This is a genomic window from Blastococcus sp. TBT05-19, assembly GCF_003319095.1.
In the GTDB taxonomy this organism is placed as follows: domain Bacteria; phylum Actinomycetota; class Actinomycetes; order Mycobacteriales; family Geodermatophilaceae; genus Blastococcus.
In genome coordinates, this window is record NZ_QOHI01000002.1 from 275136 (window position 1) to 292227 (window position 17092).

General features: G+C 72.2%; 13 protein-coding genes. 1 reads left to right on the top strand and 12 read right to left on the bottom strand.

What is annotated here, in order from left to right:
* Positions 1-44: 44 nt before the first annotated feature.
* The 9 genes from DQ244_RS20140 to crcB all read right to left on the bottom strand — a co-directional run bounded on the left by DQ244_RS20140 (position 45) and on the right by crcB (position 10611).
* Positions 45-1676 (bottom strand): methyl-accepting chemotaxis protein, encoded by a 1632-nt coding sequence (locus DQ244_RS20140; protein ID WP_113810931.1) that lies wholly within the window; start codon positions 1674-1676, stop codon positions 45-47.
* Positions 1677-1964: 288 nt separating this feature from the next.
* Positions 1965-3581, bottom strand: coding sequence for a methyl-accepting chemotaxis protein (locus DQ244_RS07925; protein WP_113810932.1), 1617 nt, complete (start codon positions 3579-3581; stop codon positions 1965-1967).
* A gap of 271 nt (positions 3582-3852) precedes the next feature.
* Positions 3853-4494, bottom strand: a complete 642-nt coding sequence (locus DQ244_RS20250) for a methyl-accepting chemotaxis protein (protein ID WP_369832099.1) — start codon at positions 4492-4494, stop codon at positions 3853-3855.
* Entirely contained in the window at positions 4478-5464 is a 987-nt protein-coding gene (locus tag DQ244_RS20255; RefSeq protein ID WP_369832100.1) for a CHASE3 domain-containing protein, read from the bottom strand. The genes DQ244_RS20250 and DQ244_RS20255 overlap by 17 nt, the downstream gene beginning before the upstream one ends.
* 267 nt (positions 5465-5731) lie before the next feature.
* A complete protein-coding gene (locus DQ244_RS07935; RefSeq protein WP_233491252.1) occupies positions 5732-7345 on the bottom strand; it encodes a methyl-accepting chemotaxis protein in 1614 nt (537 codons plus the stop codon).
* A 310-nt stretch (positions 7346-7655) separates the two neighbouring features.
* Positions 7656-8408, bottom strand: a complete 753-nt coding sequence (gene otsB / locus DQ244_RS07940) for a trehalose-phosphatase (protein WP_113810934.1) — start codon at positions 8406-8408, stop codon at positions 7656-7658.
* The gene (locus DQ244_RS07945; RefSeq protein ID WP_113810935.1) at positions 8405-9820 is read right to left on the bottom strand and encodes a trehalose-6-phosphate synthase; all 1416 of its coding nucleotides are present in this window, start codon (positions 9818-9820) and stop codon (positions 8405-8407) included. Before DQ244_RS07945 ends, otsB begins: the two co-directional genes overlap by 4 nt.
* A 51-nt stretch (positions 9821-9871) precedes the next feature.
* Positions 9872-10231, bottom strand: a complete 360-nt coding sequence (locus DQ244_RS07950; protein ID WP_113810936.1) for a CrcB family protein — start codon at positions 10229-10231, stop codon at positions 9872-9874.
* Positions 10228-10611 (bottom strand): fluoride efflux transporter CrcB, encoded by a 384-nt coding sequence (gene crcB / locus DQ244_RS07955; RefSeq protein WP_113810937.1) that lies wholly within the window; start codon positions 10609-10611, stop codon positions 10228-10230. The genes DQ244_RS07950 and crcB overlap by 4 nt, the downstream gene beginning before the upstream one ends.
* 89 nt (positions 10612-10700) lie before the next feature.
* Here crcB and DQ244_RS07960 point away from each other — a divergent pair, with 89 nt between their 5' ends.
* Entirely contained in the window at positions 10701-11798 is a 1098-nt protein-coding gene (locus DQ244_RS07960) for a CaiB/BaiF CoA-transferase family protein (protein ID WP_113810938.1), read from the top strand.
* A gap of 92 nt (positions 11799-11890) precedes the next feature.
* On the opposite strand, the gene ngg is transcribed toward DQ244_RS07960, so the two are convergent.
* The 3 genes from ngg to DQ244_RS07975 form a co-directional block, all read right to left on the bottom strand.
* Entirely contained in the window at positions 11891-13651 is a 1761-nt protein-coding gene (ngg, locus tag DQ244_RS07965) for an N-acetylglutaminylglutamine synthetase (RefSeq protein ID WP_233491253.1), read from the bottom strand.
* A gap of 10 nt (positions 13652-13661) precedes the next feature.
* Positions 13662-15446 carry an N-acetylglutaminylglutamine amidotransferase gene (locus tag DQ244_RS07970; protein ID WP_113810940.1) on the bottom strand — a complete coding sequence of 595 codons (1785 nt, stop codon included), beginning with the start codon at positions 15444-15446 and terminating at the stop codon, positions 13662-13664.
* Between the two features lie 96 nt (positions 15447-15542).
* Positions 15543-17006, bottom strand: coding sequence for a S8 family serine peptidase (locus DQ244_RS07975; RefSeq protein WP_113810941.1), 1464 nt, complete (start codon positions 17004-17006; stop codon positions 15543-15545).
* Between the last annotated feature and the right edge of the window lie 86 nt (positions 17007-17092).

Consider the following 17092-nt stretch of genomic DNA (forward strand, 5'->3'; position numbering starts at 1 on the left):
GACCGGTGTTCCGGTCGTCGCCCCGTTCAGGGAGGTGGCAGCACTCAGTAGGTGAACTTCCCGACGGTGGTGCGCAGGTCCGCGGCCATGCGGGACAGCTCGTCGACGGCGACCCGGGTCTGGGTCAGCGCCTGCGTGGTGGACTCCGCGGCACCCGAGACGCCGGAGATGTTCTCGGCGATCTGGGTGGTGCCGCCGGCGGCCTCCTGCACCGAGCGCGACATCTCGTTGGTGGTGGCGGTCTGCTCCTCCACCGCGCTGGCGATGGTGGTCTGCCGGTCGGAGATCTGGGCGACGATCTGCGAGATCTCCTCGATCGCGCCCACGGCGGCACCGGTGTCCTTCTGGATCGCCTCGACCCGGCGGGCGATGTCCTCGGTGGCCTTCGCCGTCTCCTGGGCGAGCTCCTTGACCTCGTTCGCGACGACGGCGAAGCCCTTGCCCGCCTCACCGGCCCGAGCCGCCTCGATCGTGGCGTTCAGGGCCAGCAGGTTGGTCTGCTCGGCGATCGAGGTGATGACCTTCACGACGTTGCCGATCTCGGCCGAGGACTCCCCCAGCTTCGCCACCGTGGCGGTGGTCGTCTCGGCGGCGGTGACCGCCCGGCTGGCGACCTCGGAAGCCTCCGCCGCGTTCGTCGCGATCTCGCGGATCGAGGCGCCCATCTGCTCCGCGCCCGCGGCGACGGTCTGCACGCTGCGGGAGACCTCCTCCGCGGCACCGGACACGACGCCGGACTGCGCGGAGGTCTCCTCGGCCGAGGCCGAGATCTGCGCCGAGGACGCCGACAGCTCCTCCGACGAGGCCGCCACCGCGTCCGCCGACGACACGACCGAGGACAGGACGACCCGGAGATCGCACACCGCGACGTCGAGGGCGGCGGCCACCCGGCCGACCTCGTCCTGCTGGTCGACACCGGTGGTGCGGGTCAGATCGCCCGCCGCCAGTGCGTCGGCGACCTCCACCACCGCACCCAGGGGCCGCACGATGCGGCGGGCGACGGCGATCGCCAGCCCGATGGCCAGCAGCGCGCCCACCGCGATGACGCCGACCATCGTCCACAGCGTGCGGGTCTGCTCGGCGTCGGCGGTCTCCACCGCGTCGCCCATCCGCGCCTGCAGGCTCTCCTTGAGCTGCTTGGTCAGGTCCAGGATGCCGAAGTAGACCTCGTAGCCGCCGCCGAGGATGAGGGCGTCGGCCGCATCGGTCGTCGCCGCAGTGTTCTGTGCGTAGAGGCCGGCGACCTGCTCGTCCACGGCGAAGAACGTCTCCCACTCGGCGACGATCTCGTCGTACAGCGCCGTCTCGGTGTCGCTGAGGGTCTCCCGCGGCATGGCCGCGAGCTCGTCGCGGAGCCGGTCGGTGATGTCGAGGAACCCGGCACGGTTGCCGCTGTCCGGAGCCACGGCCTCGAGGGGGCTGAGCCGGCTGGCGTCCCAGGCGTAGGCGACCTGCCAGCCGCTCACGTCGGCGTTCAGGTACTCCATGGTCTGCACGTGGGCCAGGGCGTCGCCGAGCGCGTCGACCTCGTGCCGCGCCTCGCCGCCCTTCTGGAGTCCGACGATCGCGAACCCGCCGACGGCGACGGCGGCGACGACGCCGGCGGCGCCGACGGAGAGGATCGATCCGCGGACGCCCAGCCGGGTCCGGCGGCGGAGGTGAGCGGCATAAGGCATGGACGTGCTCCTGTGCGTGGGCCGTCATCCGCGGGGGGACGCATGCACGGCGTGGCGGTGAATGGTGTGCTTTCCGGTGATCCCGACGCTGGGTTCGGCGTAAGGATGAAGCCCACCGTCCGCGAGGCACGCCATGTGCGTGCGTGTTGCGACCGGAATTGTGAATTGTCGAGCGACCGCTCTTTCGCTTTCCACTTGTCGACAATCGCCCCGTGGTCGGGAAATGGACGAGAGCGCACAGCCCGGGGCTGTGCGCTCTCGTCCGTGACCGGGGTTCCCCCGGAGCTGTCAGTAGGTGAACTTCCCGACGGTCGTGCGCAGGTCGGCGGCCATGCGGGACAGCTCGTCCACAGCGACCCGGGTCTGGGTCAGCGCCTGCGTGGTGGACTCCGCGGCACCCGAGACACCGGAGATGTTCTCGGCGATCTGGGTGGTACCGCCGGCGGCCTCCTGCACCGAGCGGGACATCTCGTTGGTGGTCGCGGTCTGCTCCTCCACCGCGCTGGCGATGGTGGTCTGCCGGTCGGAGATCTGGGCGACGATCGCGCTGATCTCCTCGATCGCGCTCACCGCCGCCGTCGTGTCGCCCTGGATGGCCAGCACCCGCCGGGCGATGTCCTCGGTCGCCTTCGCCGTCTCCTGGGCCAGCTCCTTGACCTCGTTGGCCACGACGGCGAAGCCCTTGCCCGCCTCACCGGCCCGAGCCGCCTCGATCGTGGCGTTCAGGGCCAGCAGGTTGGTCTGCTCGGCGATCGAGGTGATGACCTTCACGACGTTGCCGATCTCGGCCGAGGACTCCCCCAGCTTCGCCACCGTGGCGGTGGTCGTCTCGGCGGCGGTGACCGCCCGGCTGGCGACCTCGGAAGCCTCCGCCGCGTTCGTCGCGATCTCGCGGATCGAGGCGCCCATCTGCTCCGCGCCCGCGGCCACGGTCTGCACGCTGCGGGACACCTCCTCAGCGGCACCCGACACCACACCCGACTGCGCGGAGGTCTCCTCGGCCGAGGCCGAGATCTGCGCCGAGGACGCCGACAGCTCCTCCGACGAGGCCGCGACCGCGTCGGCCGAGGCCGCCACCGAGCCGAGGACCTCCCGCAGGCTGCTCTGCGCAGCTCCCAGCGCGGCGGCCATCTTGCCCAGCTCATCGCCCGAGCGGACCACCGGGGTCACCGTCAGGTCACCCTCGGCGAGGGCGTCCACCGACTTCTGCACCGAGCGCACCGTGGCGACGATCTGCCGGACGACGAGCACGGCCAGCGCGGACGCGGCGAGGACGCCGATGGCGAGGGCGATCCACAGGGTGAGGCGCGCCGACTCGGCGAGCCTTTGACCGGCCGCGGCGTCGACCCGGGCGCCCTCGGCCTGCCGCTCCTGCTCGACCCCGAAGGCGTCGGAGAGGCCGCGGCCGGCCTCGGCCAGCTCGCCGCTGACCAGCTGCTGGACGGTGGCCACAGCACCGGCCTCCGCGGCCGGGTAGAGCTTCTGGTCCACGACGGCGAAGTAGGTGTCGATCGCCTCCTGCACCGGCGCGAAGTCCGCCGGGTTGTTCAGCGTCCCGACGTAGGCGTCGATCTGCTCGCCGAACAGCGTGCGGCGCTCAGCCAGCTGGGTCTTCAGGTCGGCGCGGGCGGCCGGGGCGACGAAACCGTAGATGTTGTTGCGGGCGCGGTCGCCCTGGAAGGTGCGCTGCGCCTCGCCGAGCTGGTTCAGCGGGACGATGGAGTCCTCGTACAGCGTGTCCCCTGCATCGGCGAGCGTGCCGATGCGCTGGATGGCCAGGGCCGTGAGAGCGAACGACACGATGGCCAGGAGCGCCAGGGCCGCACCGATCTTGACGGCAACGGGCCGGTTCGAGAACCAGTTGCCACGGCCGGCGGCGGGCGCGAGGGGTGGACGAGAGGACATGACTGCTCCAGTGCGGAAAACGGGGTGAGGACGGGAAGGGAAATGCCCTGTGCGGCGCCACTTCCCGAACGAAGAATGGCGCCAGATCAGGTGTGCGGACTGCTCGGTTCCCGCGTGTCGCGACCTCCCTGCGCAGAAAGGTCGGTGAGCGCCATTCCCGTGTCGACAAACCCATTCGTCCCCGACCGTCGCACCGGGAATGGCGAACGCCGGTGGCGACCAGGATCGGTCGCCACCGGCGTTCGGGGTGAGGAGCCTGCGGCCCGTCCTCTCAGAAGGTGAACCGCCCGACGGTGGTGCGCAGGTCGGACGCCATCCGGGAGAGCTCGTCCACCGCGGTGCGGGTCTGGGTCAGCGCCTGGGTGGTGGAGTCCGCGGCGGTGGAGACCCCGGTGATGTTGTCGGCGATCTGGGTGGTGCCGCCGGCTGCCTCCTGCACGGAGCGGGCCATCTCGTTGGTGGTCGCGGTCTGCTCCTCGACGGCCGAGGCGATGGTGGTCTGCCGGTCGGAGATCTGCGCGACGATCGAGCTGATCTCCTCGATGGCGCTCACCGCCGCCGTCGTGTCGCCCTGGATGGCCAGGACCCGCCGGGCGATGTCCTCGGTTGCCTTCGCCGTCTCCTGGGCCAGCTCCTTGACCTCGTTCGCCACGACCGCGAAGCCCTTGCCCGCCTCACCGGCCCGAGCCGCCTCGATGGTCGCGTTCAGCGCCAGCAGGTTCGTCTGCTCGGCGATCGAGGTGATCACCTTGACGACGTTGCCGATCTCGGCGCTCGAGTCACCGAGCTTCGCGACCGTCGCCGTGGTGGTGGCGGCAGCCTCCACCGCGCGGTGCGCCACCTCGCTGGCCTCCGCGGCGTTCGTGGCGATCTCCCGGATGCTGGCGCCCATCTCCTCAGCGCCCGCGGCCACCGTCGCCACGCTGCGCGACACCTCCTCCGCGGCACCGGACACGACGCCGGACTGGGCCGAGGTCTCCTCGGCCGACGCCGAGATCTGCGCCGACGACGCCGACAGCTCCTCCGAGCTCGCCGCCACCGCATCGGCCGAGCCCGCGACCGACACGAGCACGGCGCGCAGCGACACGATCGCCTCGTCGAGCGACCTGGCGGTGCGCCCCACCTCGTCGTCCTGCTGGAGCCCCCGTTGCGACGGTCAGGTCGCCCTCGGCCAGCCGGCCGGTGGCGTCCTGCAGGCGGGAGAGGCTGCGGCGGATGGTGCGGGCGACGAACCAGCCGAGGCCGGCCGCCAGGAGCACCCCCAGCCCGCAGACGATGACCATCGTCCGCACGGCGTCGGAGACGGTCTGCTCGTAGGAGGCGCCGGCCAGGAGAGCGGTCTCGGCGTCCTCGAGGCCCACCTTCAGAGCCCCCTCGTAGGTCTTGCGGAGGTCGCGGGTCTCGCCGAACGCGAGGGCGATGCCAGCCTCGGGGTTCTGCGCGAAGAGCTGGAACTCCGCCTGCATGCTGCCCGACCAAGCGTCCAGCCCGGCCTCCAGCTCGTCCAGGTAGGCGGTCTGGGCACCGTTGGACGCGGCGCGGGCCTCTTCCAGGTAGCCGTCGACCTTGGCGAGGCGCTCCTCGATCTCCGGCAGGAACTCGGGATCACCGGTGAGCAGGTAGCCCCGCTCGTCGTTGGCGGTGGCCTTCTTGGTGAGACCGATGTCGTGCAGGCTGTTGAGGTAGGGCAGGGCAGTGCTGAGCTCCTGGGCCCGGGCGTCTCGCAGGGTCTTCAGGTCGTCCACCGCCAGGGCGCCGACGCCGACGGCGGTGGCCGAGGCGATGCCGACGGCAGCCAGGATGCGGGTGGCGACGGGGCGGTTGTTCAGCCAGCCGGCGCGACGGGCCCCCGTGGGGGCGGGAGGGCGGACGGACGATGTCATGACGGCCGGACTCCAGGACAGAGGACGGAAAGGTGTTCTCGCCGTCGAGGTCGTCATCGGCACCAATCGGCTTGCTGAGAAAAGTAGTGCCGATGCACTAGTCCGGGCGCATGTTCCATCGCGTGTCCGGTGATGTCGCAACAATTGATCGGTGAGCAGACTTCACGTGTCGACTTGGCGATGTGACCGAGACCGGAAATGGCAGAAAACGCATTCGGGGTGGCAACCGGTGATCCGTTTGCCACCCCGAGGTGTGCGAGTCCGCCGTCAGTAGGTGAACTGCCCGACGGTGGTGCGCAGGTCGGCGGCCATGCGGGACAGCTCGTCGACGGCGACCTGGGTCTGCCCCAGGGCCTGCGTGGTGGCCTCCGCGGCACCGGAGACGCCGGTGATGTTCTCGGCGATCTGCGTGGTGCCGCCGGCGGCCTCCTGCACCGAACGGGACATCTCGCTGGTCGTGGCGGTCTGCTCCTCGACCGCGCTGGCGATGGTGGTCTGCCGGTCGGAGATCTGCGCGACGATGCTCGAGATCTCCTCGATCGCGGTCACCGCCGCGGTCGTGTCGCCCTGGATGGCCAGCACCCGCTTGGCGATGTCCTCGGTGGCCTTCGCCGTCTCCTGGGCCAGCTCCTTGACCTCGTTGGCGACGACCGCGAAGCCCTTGCCGGCCTCGCCCGCCCGGGCGGCCTCGATCGTCGCGTTGAGCGCGAGCAGGTTGGTCTGCTCCGCGATGCTCGTGATGACCTTCACGACGTTGCCGATCTCCGCCGAGGAGTCGCCGAGCTTGGCGACGGTGGCGGTGGTGGTGGCGGCGGCGTCCACGGCCCGCGCGGCGACCTGGCTGGCCTCAGCGGCGTTCGTGGCGATCTCGCGGATCGACGCGCCCATCTCCTCCGCGCCGGCGGCGACGGTCTGCACGCTGCGCGAGACCTCCTCGGCGGCACCGGCGACGACGCCGGACTGGGCCGAGGTCTCCTGCGCCGAGGCTGAGATCTGCGCCGACGAGGCGGAGAGCTCCTCGGAGCTGGCGGCAACGGCGTCGGCGGAGGCGACGACGGTGGACATGACGGCGCGCAGGCTGGTCTGCGCCTCGTCGAGCGAAGCGGCCATCTGTCCCAGCTCGTCGCGGGAGACGACGCCGGTGCCCACGGTGAGGTCGCCCTTGGCGAGCGCGTCGAGCGAGGCCTTGACCCGCTGGACCGGGCGGGTGATGGAGCGCATGGTGACCACGGCGAGGGCGACGAGCACGAGGAGGCCGGCCATACCGGCGATCAGGCTGATCCGCTCCGCCTTGTTGATCTCGTTGTGGAGCAGCGCCTCGGCATCGTCGTACGCGATGGCCAGCTCGTCCTTGGCGGCCCCCACGGCGCCGTCGGTGAGGTCGTTGGCGACCTGGATCTCCTCCCAGCGGACGCGGGCGGCGTTCTGGTTGGCGACGGCGGAGTCGACGAAAGCCGTGATCGCGTCGGTGTAGTCACCGTAGGTCGCCTGCAGCTCGGCGACGGCCTCCGCGGCGGGCGGCACGTCGGCGAGGTGGACCTCGTCCAGCTCGGCCAGCAGCGCCTCGGGGGTGGCGATGTCGTCAGCCAGCTCGGACAGCTGCTCGGCAGGGTTTCCCCGCACGAGCGCCTTGAAGCCGTCGACCTTGAGCTCGCTGGCCCGGGTGTCGAGCTGGAGCACCAGCATCTCTGCGCGGCTGATGTGGTCGAGCTCGGTGTTGGCTTCGCGCACGTTCGAGTTGCCGACGAGCATCGTGGCCAGCACGGTGCCGAAGGCGAGCACGACGACGCCGACGAGGATGCCGAACTTCACCGCGAGCGGGCGGTCGGCGAACCAGCCCGCACGCCGCTGCGCGACGGGAGAAGGGTTACGGGTGTTCACGGGAGACCGTCCTTGACGATGAATGGATGCCACCGCTCCTGGTGGTCCGCTGAGTGTGGGGACTCCAGCGACCGGCGCGACGTCCATTCAAACGCCCGAACGACAATTGTGACCGGCCCGCCCGGTCAGCGCATTCCGCTGCACCATTTGTCGACAGTTCCGGCAGCCGCTGCCGACGGTCCACCGATCCGTTTGCACCGGAAACCGCAGGTCGGCGGGCGGGGCAGGGGCCCGGCAGACTGGTACCGACGGACTCCGGAACGGTCGGGGGCCTGTTGGTCGTCCGTGACGCATGCCCGACACGCCGCGATCAGGCGAGCAGATCCGCCAGCCGGCCGAGAACGGTCAGGACGGCGTCGGGATCGGCGACGCGGTGGCGGGCGGCCGTCTCGCCGTCGCCCACCTTCACCGTGACGTCGGCCGGGCCCAGCGACCGGAAGCCGTCCTCGTCGGTGACGTCGTCCCCGAGGTAGAGGGCGACGTCGGCGCCGAGCTCGGCGACGAGCCGGCGCAGGGCGGAGCCCTTGTCCGCGTCGGTCACCGCGATCTCGAGCACCTCCTTGCCGGGCTTCATCGTCAGTGACGAATCGGCCAGCTCGCGGCAGCGAGCGAGGAGCGCGGAGGCTGCATCGCGGTCGGCGACCTGCCGGACGTGGACCGCGACGCTGGCGGGCTTCACCTCCAGCCGCGCGCCGGGCGTGGCGGCCACCTCCGGCTCGACCAGCCGGGCCAGCTCGTCCCGCCGGTCGGCGAGCCCACCGGTCAGCGGACCGTCGTACTCGGCGCCGTGGCTGCCGACCCACCGGAAGGGCCCCGACAGGGCGCTCGTGCGCTGCAGGTCCTCGACACCGCGACCGCTCACCAACGCGACGGTCACGCCGTCCACGGCGGCGATCCGGGCCAGCACCTCGGCGATGCCGGGCTGCGGGACCGCGGCGGAGGGGTCGTCGCGCAGGGGCGCCAGGACGCCGTCGTAGTCGCTGGCCACCAGCAGCGGTCGCCGGCCGGCCGCGGCGGCCAGCGCCGCGTCCAGGTCGGGGTCGAGCGCGGGGGAGGAGCTCATGCCTGCCGCTTCAGCGCGTCGAAGAACGAGGTGGCCCAGTGCTCCAGGTCGTTCTTGAACAGGTGCCGGCGAAGGGCCCGCATCCGCTTGGTCAGCTCGCCCGGTTCGGCGCGCAGCGCACGCAGCAGCTGGTTCTTGACGCCGGCGATGTCGTGCGGGTTCACCAGGAACGCCTGCTTCAGCTGGGCCGCGGCTCCGGCGAACTCGGAGAGGACCAGAGCGCCACCGCCGTCGCCCCGTGCCGCCACGTACTCCTTCGCGACCAGGTTCATCCCGTCGCGGTAGGGGGTGACCAGCATGACGTCGGCCGCGCGGTACAGCGCGGCCAGCTCCTCGCGTGGCATGGACTGGTTGAAGTAGTGGACGGCGGAACCGGCGATCGAGCCGTACACCCCGTTGATGTGGCCGACCTGCTGCTCGATCGTCTCGCGCATGTGCACGTAGTGCTCGACCCGCTCACGGCTGGGCGTGGCGACCTGGACCATGACCGTGTCGGGCGCCTCGAGGGCGCCGTCCTCCAGCAGCTCCTCGAAGGCGTTGAGCCGGACGCTGATGCCCTTGGTGTAGTCCAGCCGGTCGACGCCCAGGATGATCTTGCCCGGGTTCCCCAGCTCCTCGCGGATCTCCTTGGCCCGCGCCAGCACCTCGGGGGAGCGGGCGAGCTCGTCGAACGCCGCGACGTCGATCGAGATGGGGAACGCCTTCGCGGTGACCGTGCGGCCGTCGTACTCGATCTGGTCGCGGCGGCAGGTGAGGTCGTGCAACCGGCGGGCGAGCTGCACGAAGTTCGCCGCGGCCGAGGGAAGCTGGAAGCCCACGAGGTCGGCGCCGAGCAGCCCCTCCACGATCGCCGAGCGCCACGGCAGCTGGGTGAACAGCTCGTACGGCGGGAAGGGGATGTGCAGGAAGAACCCGATGGTCAGGTCGGGCCGGCGCTGGCGGAGCATCGCCGGGACCAGCTGCAGCTGGTAGTCGTGCACCCAGACGATCGCGTTCTCGGCGGCCACCGCGGCGGCCCGCTCGGCGAACCGCTTGTTGACCTGGACATAGGTGTCCCACCAGGTGCGGTGGTACTCGGGCTTCGCGACGACGTCGTGGTAGAGCGGCCACAGCGAGGCGTTCGACATGCCCTCGTAGTAGCTGTCGACCTCCCCCTCCGAGAGCGGCACCGGGATCAGCTGCATCCCGCCGGACTCGAAGGGCTCCGGCGCCTCGCCGGCCGACCCCGACCAGCCGACCCAGGCGCCGCCACGACCGGCGACGAACGGCTCGAGCGCGGTCACCAGCCCGCCGGGGCTGCGCTGCCAGCGCGTCGAGCCGTCGGGGTCGGTCACCTGGTCGACGGGAAGCCGGTTGGCGACCACGACGACGGGGCTGTCCGCCTTGACCTCATGCTCCGTGTTCTCGGCCATACCGCCTCTGACCCTATCCACAGCGGGCGCGGGTCGCCCTCCCGGAGCGGGTCAGAACCCCCGGCCGACGGCGTGGCCGGCGACCGCGGCGCCGAGGCCGAGGACCAAGGTGACCCCGGCGTACGCGGCGACGACGCGCCACCGGCGCTGCTCGGCCAGGCGCACGACATCGGTTCCGAAGGTGGAGAACGTGGTCAGGGTGCCGCAGAAGCCGGTGCCCAGCAGTGCCGCCAGCCAGCCCGGTGCGGCCGCCCAGCCCACCAGCACGCCCAGCACGGCGCTGCCCACCACGTTGACGGTCAGGGTGCCCAGGACGCTGCCCGGTCCCCGCCGGGCGACGGCCACGCGCTCGGCCAGCAGCCGCAGCGGCGCACCCAGCAGCGCGCCGGCCACGACCAACCAAGGCGTCATCGCGCGGTCCGGGCCACGCGCCGCCCGGCCAGCGTCCCGAGCCCCGCGGCCAGCACCCCGCCCAGGACGGAGACGACGACGTAGCCGACCGCGGTCCCGGCAGCGCCGGCATCGGCCAGCCGCACGGTCTCGACGGCGAACGTGGAGTAGGTCGTGAACCCGCCCAGGACGCCCACCCCGAGGAAGGGCCGGGCCCACGGCGAGTCCGGCGCCCGTTCGGCCAGGACCGCGGCGAGCAGGCCCAGCAGCAGGCAGCCGGCCAGGTTCACCAGCAGCGTCGACCAGGGCCAGCCGGCGGGGGAGGAGGGCAGCGCCTCGGCCAGTCCCCAGCGGCCCAGGGCGCCGATCGCGCCGCCCAGCGCGGCCAGGAGATAGGCCATGTGACCTGCCTCTCCTCTCTCCTCGGCCGTGGGGCAGCATGCCCTCCGGGAGGGTCGCACGCCGGCGGCCCGGAGCAGGGGAGGACGCCGTGGGACCGCTGGAGGGCGTGCGGGTCGTGGAGTTCGCCGGGCTGGGCCCCGGACCGTTCTGCGGCATGCTGCTGGCCGACCTGGGGGCCGACGTCGTCCGCATCGACCGCAAGGGCGGCCGCGGGGGACTGCTCGGCTCCCTCGGCGCGACGTCCCTGCTGGACCGCGGGAAGCGCTCGATCGCGCTCGACCTCAAGGACCCGGCCGACGTCGAGGTGGTGCGCGCCCTCGTGCGGCGCTCCGACGTGCTGCTGGAGGGTTTCCGGCCCGGCGTCATGGAGCGGCTGGGCCTGGGTCCCGACGAGCTGACGGGGGAGAACCCCGCGCTGGTCTACGGCCGGATGACCGGCTGGGGCCAGACCGGCCCGCTGGCGCACTCCGCCGGGCACGACATCGGCTACATCGCGCTGACCGGCGCCCTCGGCGCCTCCGGCCGGCCCGATGAGCGGCCGGCGCCGCCGCTGAACCTGCTGGGCGACTTCGGCGGCGGGGGAGTGTTCCTCGCCCTGGGGGCGCTCGCCGCGCTGATCCGGGCCCGGACGACGGGGGAGGGGCAGGTGGTGGATGCGGCGATCGTCGACGGGACCGCCGTCCTCACCACGATGATCCACGGGATGCTCGACGCCGGCGTGTGGACCGACCGCCGGGGCCGGAACCTGCTGGACACCGGGGCGCCGTTCTACGACGTGTACCGCTGCGCCGACGGCCAGTTCCTCGCCGTGGGCGCCCTGGAGGAGCAGTTCTACGCCGCGCTGCTCGAGGGACTGGGCCTGGCCGGCGACGAGTCGCTGCCCGACCGAAACGACCCGCGGCAGTGGGGAGCGCTGCGGGACCGCTTCACCGAGGTGTTCGCCTCGCGCACGCGGGTGCAGTGGTGGCAGGTATTCGAGGGCACCGACGCCTGCGTGGCGCCGGTGTGGTCGCTGCTGGAGGCGACGACCGACCGGCACAACGCCGAGCGCGGCGTCTTCGTGGAGGTCGACGGCGTGCTGCAGCCCGACGTCGCCCCCCGGTTCTCCTCGACCCCCGGCCGGGTCGGCCGGGTGCCGCAGGCCGGCCAGCACACCGAGGAGATCCGCGCCGAACTCGGCCTCTGAGCCGTCCTCCCTCGCCGTTCGGGGTCCTCCCTCGCGGTCGACCGTGAGGGAGGACCCCTGGTGATCAGGTCACCTGATCATCAGGGGGCCCTTCAGGAGCGCTTGCGGGTCTCCGGGAAGAGCAGGTCGACGAAGCGCTCGGCCACCGGCTGCGGCTCGTGGTTGGCCAGGCCCGGCCGCTCGTTGGCCTCGATGAACACGTAGTCCGGGCCACCGACGTCGGGCACCAGGAAGTCGATGCCGGTCACCGGGATGCCCAGCGCCTCCGCGGCCCGCACCGCGGCGGCGGCGACCTCCGGGTGCAGCTGGGCGGTGACGTCCTCGATGGTGCCGCCGGTGTGCAGGTTCGCCGTCCGGCGCACCTGGATCCGCTCGCCGTTGGGTGGCACGTCATCCATCTCCCACCCCGCGTCGGCCACGACCTCGGCGGTTGTGTCGTCCAGCGGGATGCGGGACTCGCCCCCGGTCGCGCGCTCGCGGCGCCGGCTGGTCGAGCGGACCAGCTCGGTGACGGTGTTCCGGCCGTCGGCGACGACCTCGGCCGGCCGGCGCACGGCCGCGGCGACCACGGCGCGGTCGATGACCAGCACCCGCAGGTCCTCGCCCGGCACGAGCTCCTCGACCAGGACGTCGGGGCAGAACTGCAGCGCGTACCGGACCGCCTTCTCCAGACCCACCTCGTCCGTCACTCCCACGGTGATGCCGCGGCCCTGCTCACCCCGGGCCGGCTTGACCACCACGCCGCCGACCTCGCGGATCAGCGCGGCGGCGTCGTCCAGCTCGCCTTCCCGGGCCAGCGCCCCGCGGGCGACCCGCACGCCGGCCCGCTCCATGATCCGGCGGGTCACCCGCTTGTCGTCGCAGCGGCTCATCGCCACGGCGGTGGTGAACTCCGAGAGCGACTCGCGCGTGACCACCGTGCGGCCGCCGACCGACAGCCGGAGCTCGCCGAACTCGGCGTCGAGCACCTCCACGCGGATACCGCGGCGCAGCGCCTCCTCGGCGATGATCAGCGCGTAGGGGTTCAGGTCCTCCAGGCCGCGCGGCCGGGCGGCGAACAGGGGCGTGTTGATCGGGTTCTTGCGCTTGACGCAGACGGCGGAGACGCGGCTGAACCCGAGCTTGCGGTAGAGCCGGATCGCCGCCTCGTTGTCGTGCATGACCGAGAGGTCGAGGTAGGCGCGGCCGCGACCCACGTAGCGCTCGGCCAGCACCCGCACCAGCGCCTCACCGGCCCCGGTCGGGGCGTCCTGGTTGTTCACCGCGAGGCACCACAGGCTGGTGCCGCCCTCGGGGTCGTCGAAGGCCAGCGTGTGGTCGACGCCGGTGACCGTGCCGATGATCCGGCCGGTACGGGTGTCCTCGGCGACGAGGTAGGTGAAGGCGCGGGTGCGGTGGTTGTTCCACATGACGTCGGAGTCGCCGACGACCATCCCGTTCAGCGCGTAGATCCCGTTGATCGCCTCCATGTCCTCGCGCGAGGTCGCGGTGCGCACGAAGACGCCCCGGATCAGCTCGTGGCGGGCCCGGTAGCGGTGCAGGTCCAGGCGGTAGGTGTAGCTGGGATCGATGAACAGCTCGTCGGGGGCGAGGCCGACCAGCACGTGCGGATCCCGCGGGTAGATGCAGATGTCCCGCTCACCGGTCTCCTCCGCGCGCAGCGCCAGCACGATGCCGCGCAGGTCGGAGAAGGTCTGGCCGAAGACCAGCCGGCCCCAGCCCATGTCCAGGACGGTGTCGTGCTGCATGCCCTGCAGCTGGTGCTCGGACGGTTGCCGCCAGGACCGGTCGGTCAGGGCCGGCGTGCTCGCCACCGGGGTGCGGCGCCGGTGACCCGCGAGCCGGGGTGCCATGGACATCTCCTCAGACCGCGTGCGTCTGCAGCCAGAGCTCCAGCAGGCCGAGCTGCCAGAGCTTGTTGCCGAGCAAGGGGGTGAGCTCGCCGTTGGGGTCGGCCAGCAGTTCCCGCACGTACTCGGGGCGGAACATGCCCCGGTCCCGTGCGGCGTCGCTGGAGAGCGCGTCCTTGACCAGCCCCAGCACCTTGCCCTCGAGGTGGGTGATCGCCGGCACGGGGAAGTAGCCCTTGGGCCGGTCGATGACCTCCGGCGGGATGATCCGGCGCCCGATGGCCTTGAGCACGCCCTTGCCGCCGTCGGCCAGCTTGAGCTCCGGCGGGCAGAGCGCGGCGAGCTCCACGAGGTCGTGGTCGAGGAACGGCACGCGGGCCTCCAGGCCCCACGCCATGGACATGTTGTCCACCCGCTTGACCGGGTCGTCGACCAGCATGACCTCGCTGTCCAGGCGCAGCGCGGCGTCCACGGCGGTCTCCGCGCCCGGGGCCTCCATGTGCGCGCGCACGAAGGCCAGGCTCGGGTCCTCGTCCAGCGCGTAGCGGTCGGAGACCACCGAGCGCATCTGGGCGTGGTCGCGGTCGAAGAAGGCGCGCGCGTAGGTCTGCACCGCCTGCTCGCGGCCGACCCCGGCCAGCGGCGGGTACCAGTGGTAGCCGGCGAAGACCTCGTCGGCGCCCTGGCCCGACTGCACGACCTTGATCGTCTCGCTGACCCGCTCGCTGAGCAGGTCGAAGGCGACGGCGTCGTGGCTGACCATGGGCTCGGCCATCGCGCCGACCGCGTGGCCGAGCGCGCCGACCAGCTCGTCGGAGGCGACCCGGATGCGGTGGTGGTTGGTGCCGAAGCGCTCGGCGATCACGTCGGAGTAGACGAACTCGTCGCCCTCGCGCCCGCCCACGGACTCGAAGCCGATCGAGTAGGTCGAGAGGTTGGTCTGCCCCTCCTGGGCTAGCAGGCCGACGATGAGGCTGGAGTCCAGCCCGCCGGAGAGCAGCACGCCCACCGGGATGTCGGCGACCAGGCGACGGCGGACGGCGACCCGCAGCGCCTCCTCGATCGCGTCCTCCCAGTCACGGGCGGACCAGCCCGCGTGCTCGGCACGGCGCTCGTAGGTGGCGTTCCAGTAGCGGTGCTCGCGGCTGGTGCCGTCGGCCTCGATCACCCGCACGGTGGCGGGCGGGAGCTTGCGGACGCCGTTGAGGATGGTCCGCGGCGCCGGCACCACGGCGTGCCAGCTCAGGTAGTGGTGCAGCGCGACGGGGTCGATGGAGGTGTCGACGCCGCCGCCGCGGAGCAGGGCCGGGAGCGTGGAGGCGAACCGCAGCCGCTTGCCCGGCGTCTCGGCGAGGTAGAGCGGCTTGATGCCCAGCCGGTCGCGGGCCATGACCACGCGTCCGGTGTCCCGCTCGGTGATCACGAAGGCGAACATGCCGTGCAGGTGCGAGACGACGTCGGTGCCCCAGTGGTGGTAGCCCTTGAGAATCACCTCGGTGTCGCTGTGCGAGAAGAACCGGTAGCCGTGGCCTTCCAGCTCGGCGCGCAGCTCGCGGTAGTCGTAGATGCAGCCGTTGAAGACGGCCGTCAGGCCCAGCTCGTTGTCCACCATCGGCTGCGAGCCGCAGGTGGAGAGGTCGATGACCGAGAGCCGGCGGTGACCGAAGGCGATCCGCCCGTTGCTCCAGGAACCCTGGCCGTCCGGGCCCCGGGGGACCAGGGCCTCCACCATGCGGCCCACCGCTGCGGTGTCCGCCATCGTGCCGTCGAACGTGATCTCGCCGCAGAGGCCGCACATGCGACTTGATCTAACCCGCGGCGGGCGATCCACGCTCATCGAGAGCAAGATCACCCGCCGCGGGCGAGATCAGGTGTTCCACGTGGAACGGTCGCTTCACCCCGCGGTCAGGCGACCCACCGCGGCGACGACGTCGACCAGGCCGGTGCCCTTGTCGAAGGACGTCGGGTAGCCGCCCACCGTCGAGTAGGCCGCGCCGTCGGTGAACCGGTACGTGGTGCCCTTCAGCGCGGCCTCGATCTCGGCCGGCGTGGCCGTCGGGTCGGCCTGGAAGAGCTGGGCCACGATCCCGGCGACGTGCGGCGCCGCCATCGAGGTGCCGCTGATCGTGTTGAAGGTGCCGACGTCCAGCAGGCCCGGGCCGTTGCGGAAGTCCAGCCCCGTGGAGCAGATCGGCAGGTAGGGCCGGCACGCGGAGGTGATGTTCTCACCGGGCGCGGAGAGGTCCGGCCACGTCGAGGGGTCGGCCTGCGCGCCGCGCGAGGAGTAGTCGCTGACCACGCCGTCGCGGGTACCGGTGTCCTGGTCGTAGTAGGAGGCGACCGACAGGATGCCGCCGGTCGGGTCCTGGCCGGGCGGGTTGGTCAGCGAGGTGGAGCCGTCGCCGCCGTCGTTGCCGGCGGCCCAGACGGTCACGACGCCCTCGGCGGCGAGCGCGCGCTGCAGCTTCACGGTCGCGGAGTTCGGGTCGAACTCGCCGCCGCCGCTGGGGCCGTAGCTGTTGTTGGTCACCTTGATCGGCGGGCAGACCGACGCCGGGACCCCCTCGCCGCACGGCGCTTCATGGTTCTCCAGGACCCAGTTGAGCGCGGAGTCCGCACCGACGATGAGCAGCACCGCGCCGGTCGAGATCGAGACGAGGCTCGACCCGGGCGCCGCACCCTGGAAGCTGCCGCCGTCCGGCAGCGTCGTCGGCCGCCCGCCCACGATGCCGCTGACGTGCGTGCCGTGACCGCCGACCGCGAGGGTGTCGGTGTCGACGAACCCCGGCACGGGGACGACGCAGTCGGGGCTGGTGCTGGTCTCCACCAGGCACAGGCTCTTCAGGTTGGCGACCACCGCGCTGCTGCCGTCGGGATTGCGGAAGTACGGGTGGGTCGGGTCGATGCCGGAGTCGATGACCGCGACCGAGACCCCGCTGCCGTCCAGCGCCTCACCGTTCGCGCCGGTGAGCGTGGCGGCCGCCTCGGCGCCGCGGGTGGCGGTGTTCGACGTCTCCTGGGAGAACTCGATCGGGGTGTTGCCCTCGAGGTAGGTGACGCCGGGCTGCGTGCGCGCGGCCTCGACCTGGTCGGCGGTGCCCGTCGCGACCGCGACGCCGATCCGCTCGTACTCGGTGACCGGCTTCATGCCGGTGGCGGCGACGGCGGCCCGGGCGGCGGCGATGTCGGTGCCGTGCACCATCACCGTGGTGCTGCCGGTCAGCGTCTCCAGCTGGTCGGCGAGGAAGTCCTGCACCGGTGCGGGGGAGGGGGCGGCCTGGGCGGGAACGGCGAGGAGGGCGCCGGCGACGACCGCGCCGGACACCACCCCCAGCAGACGGCGGGACGAGCGGGTCATAGCTCTCCTCGGGGAGTCACGACGGTGTGTGCCGTGTCTCAACGAGCGCGCGCCCGGAGGGTTACCCGTGGGTAGGGACCAGCTGC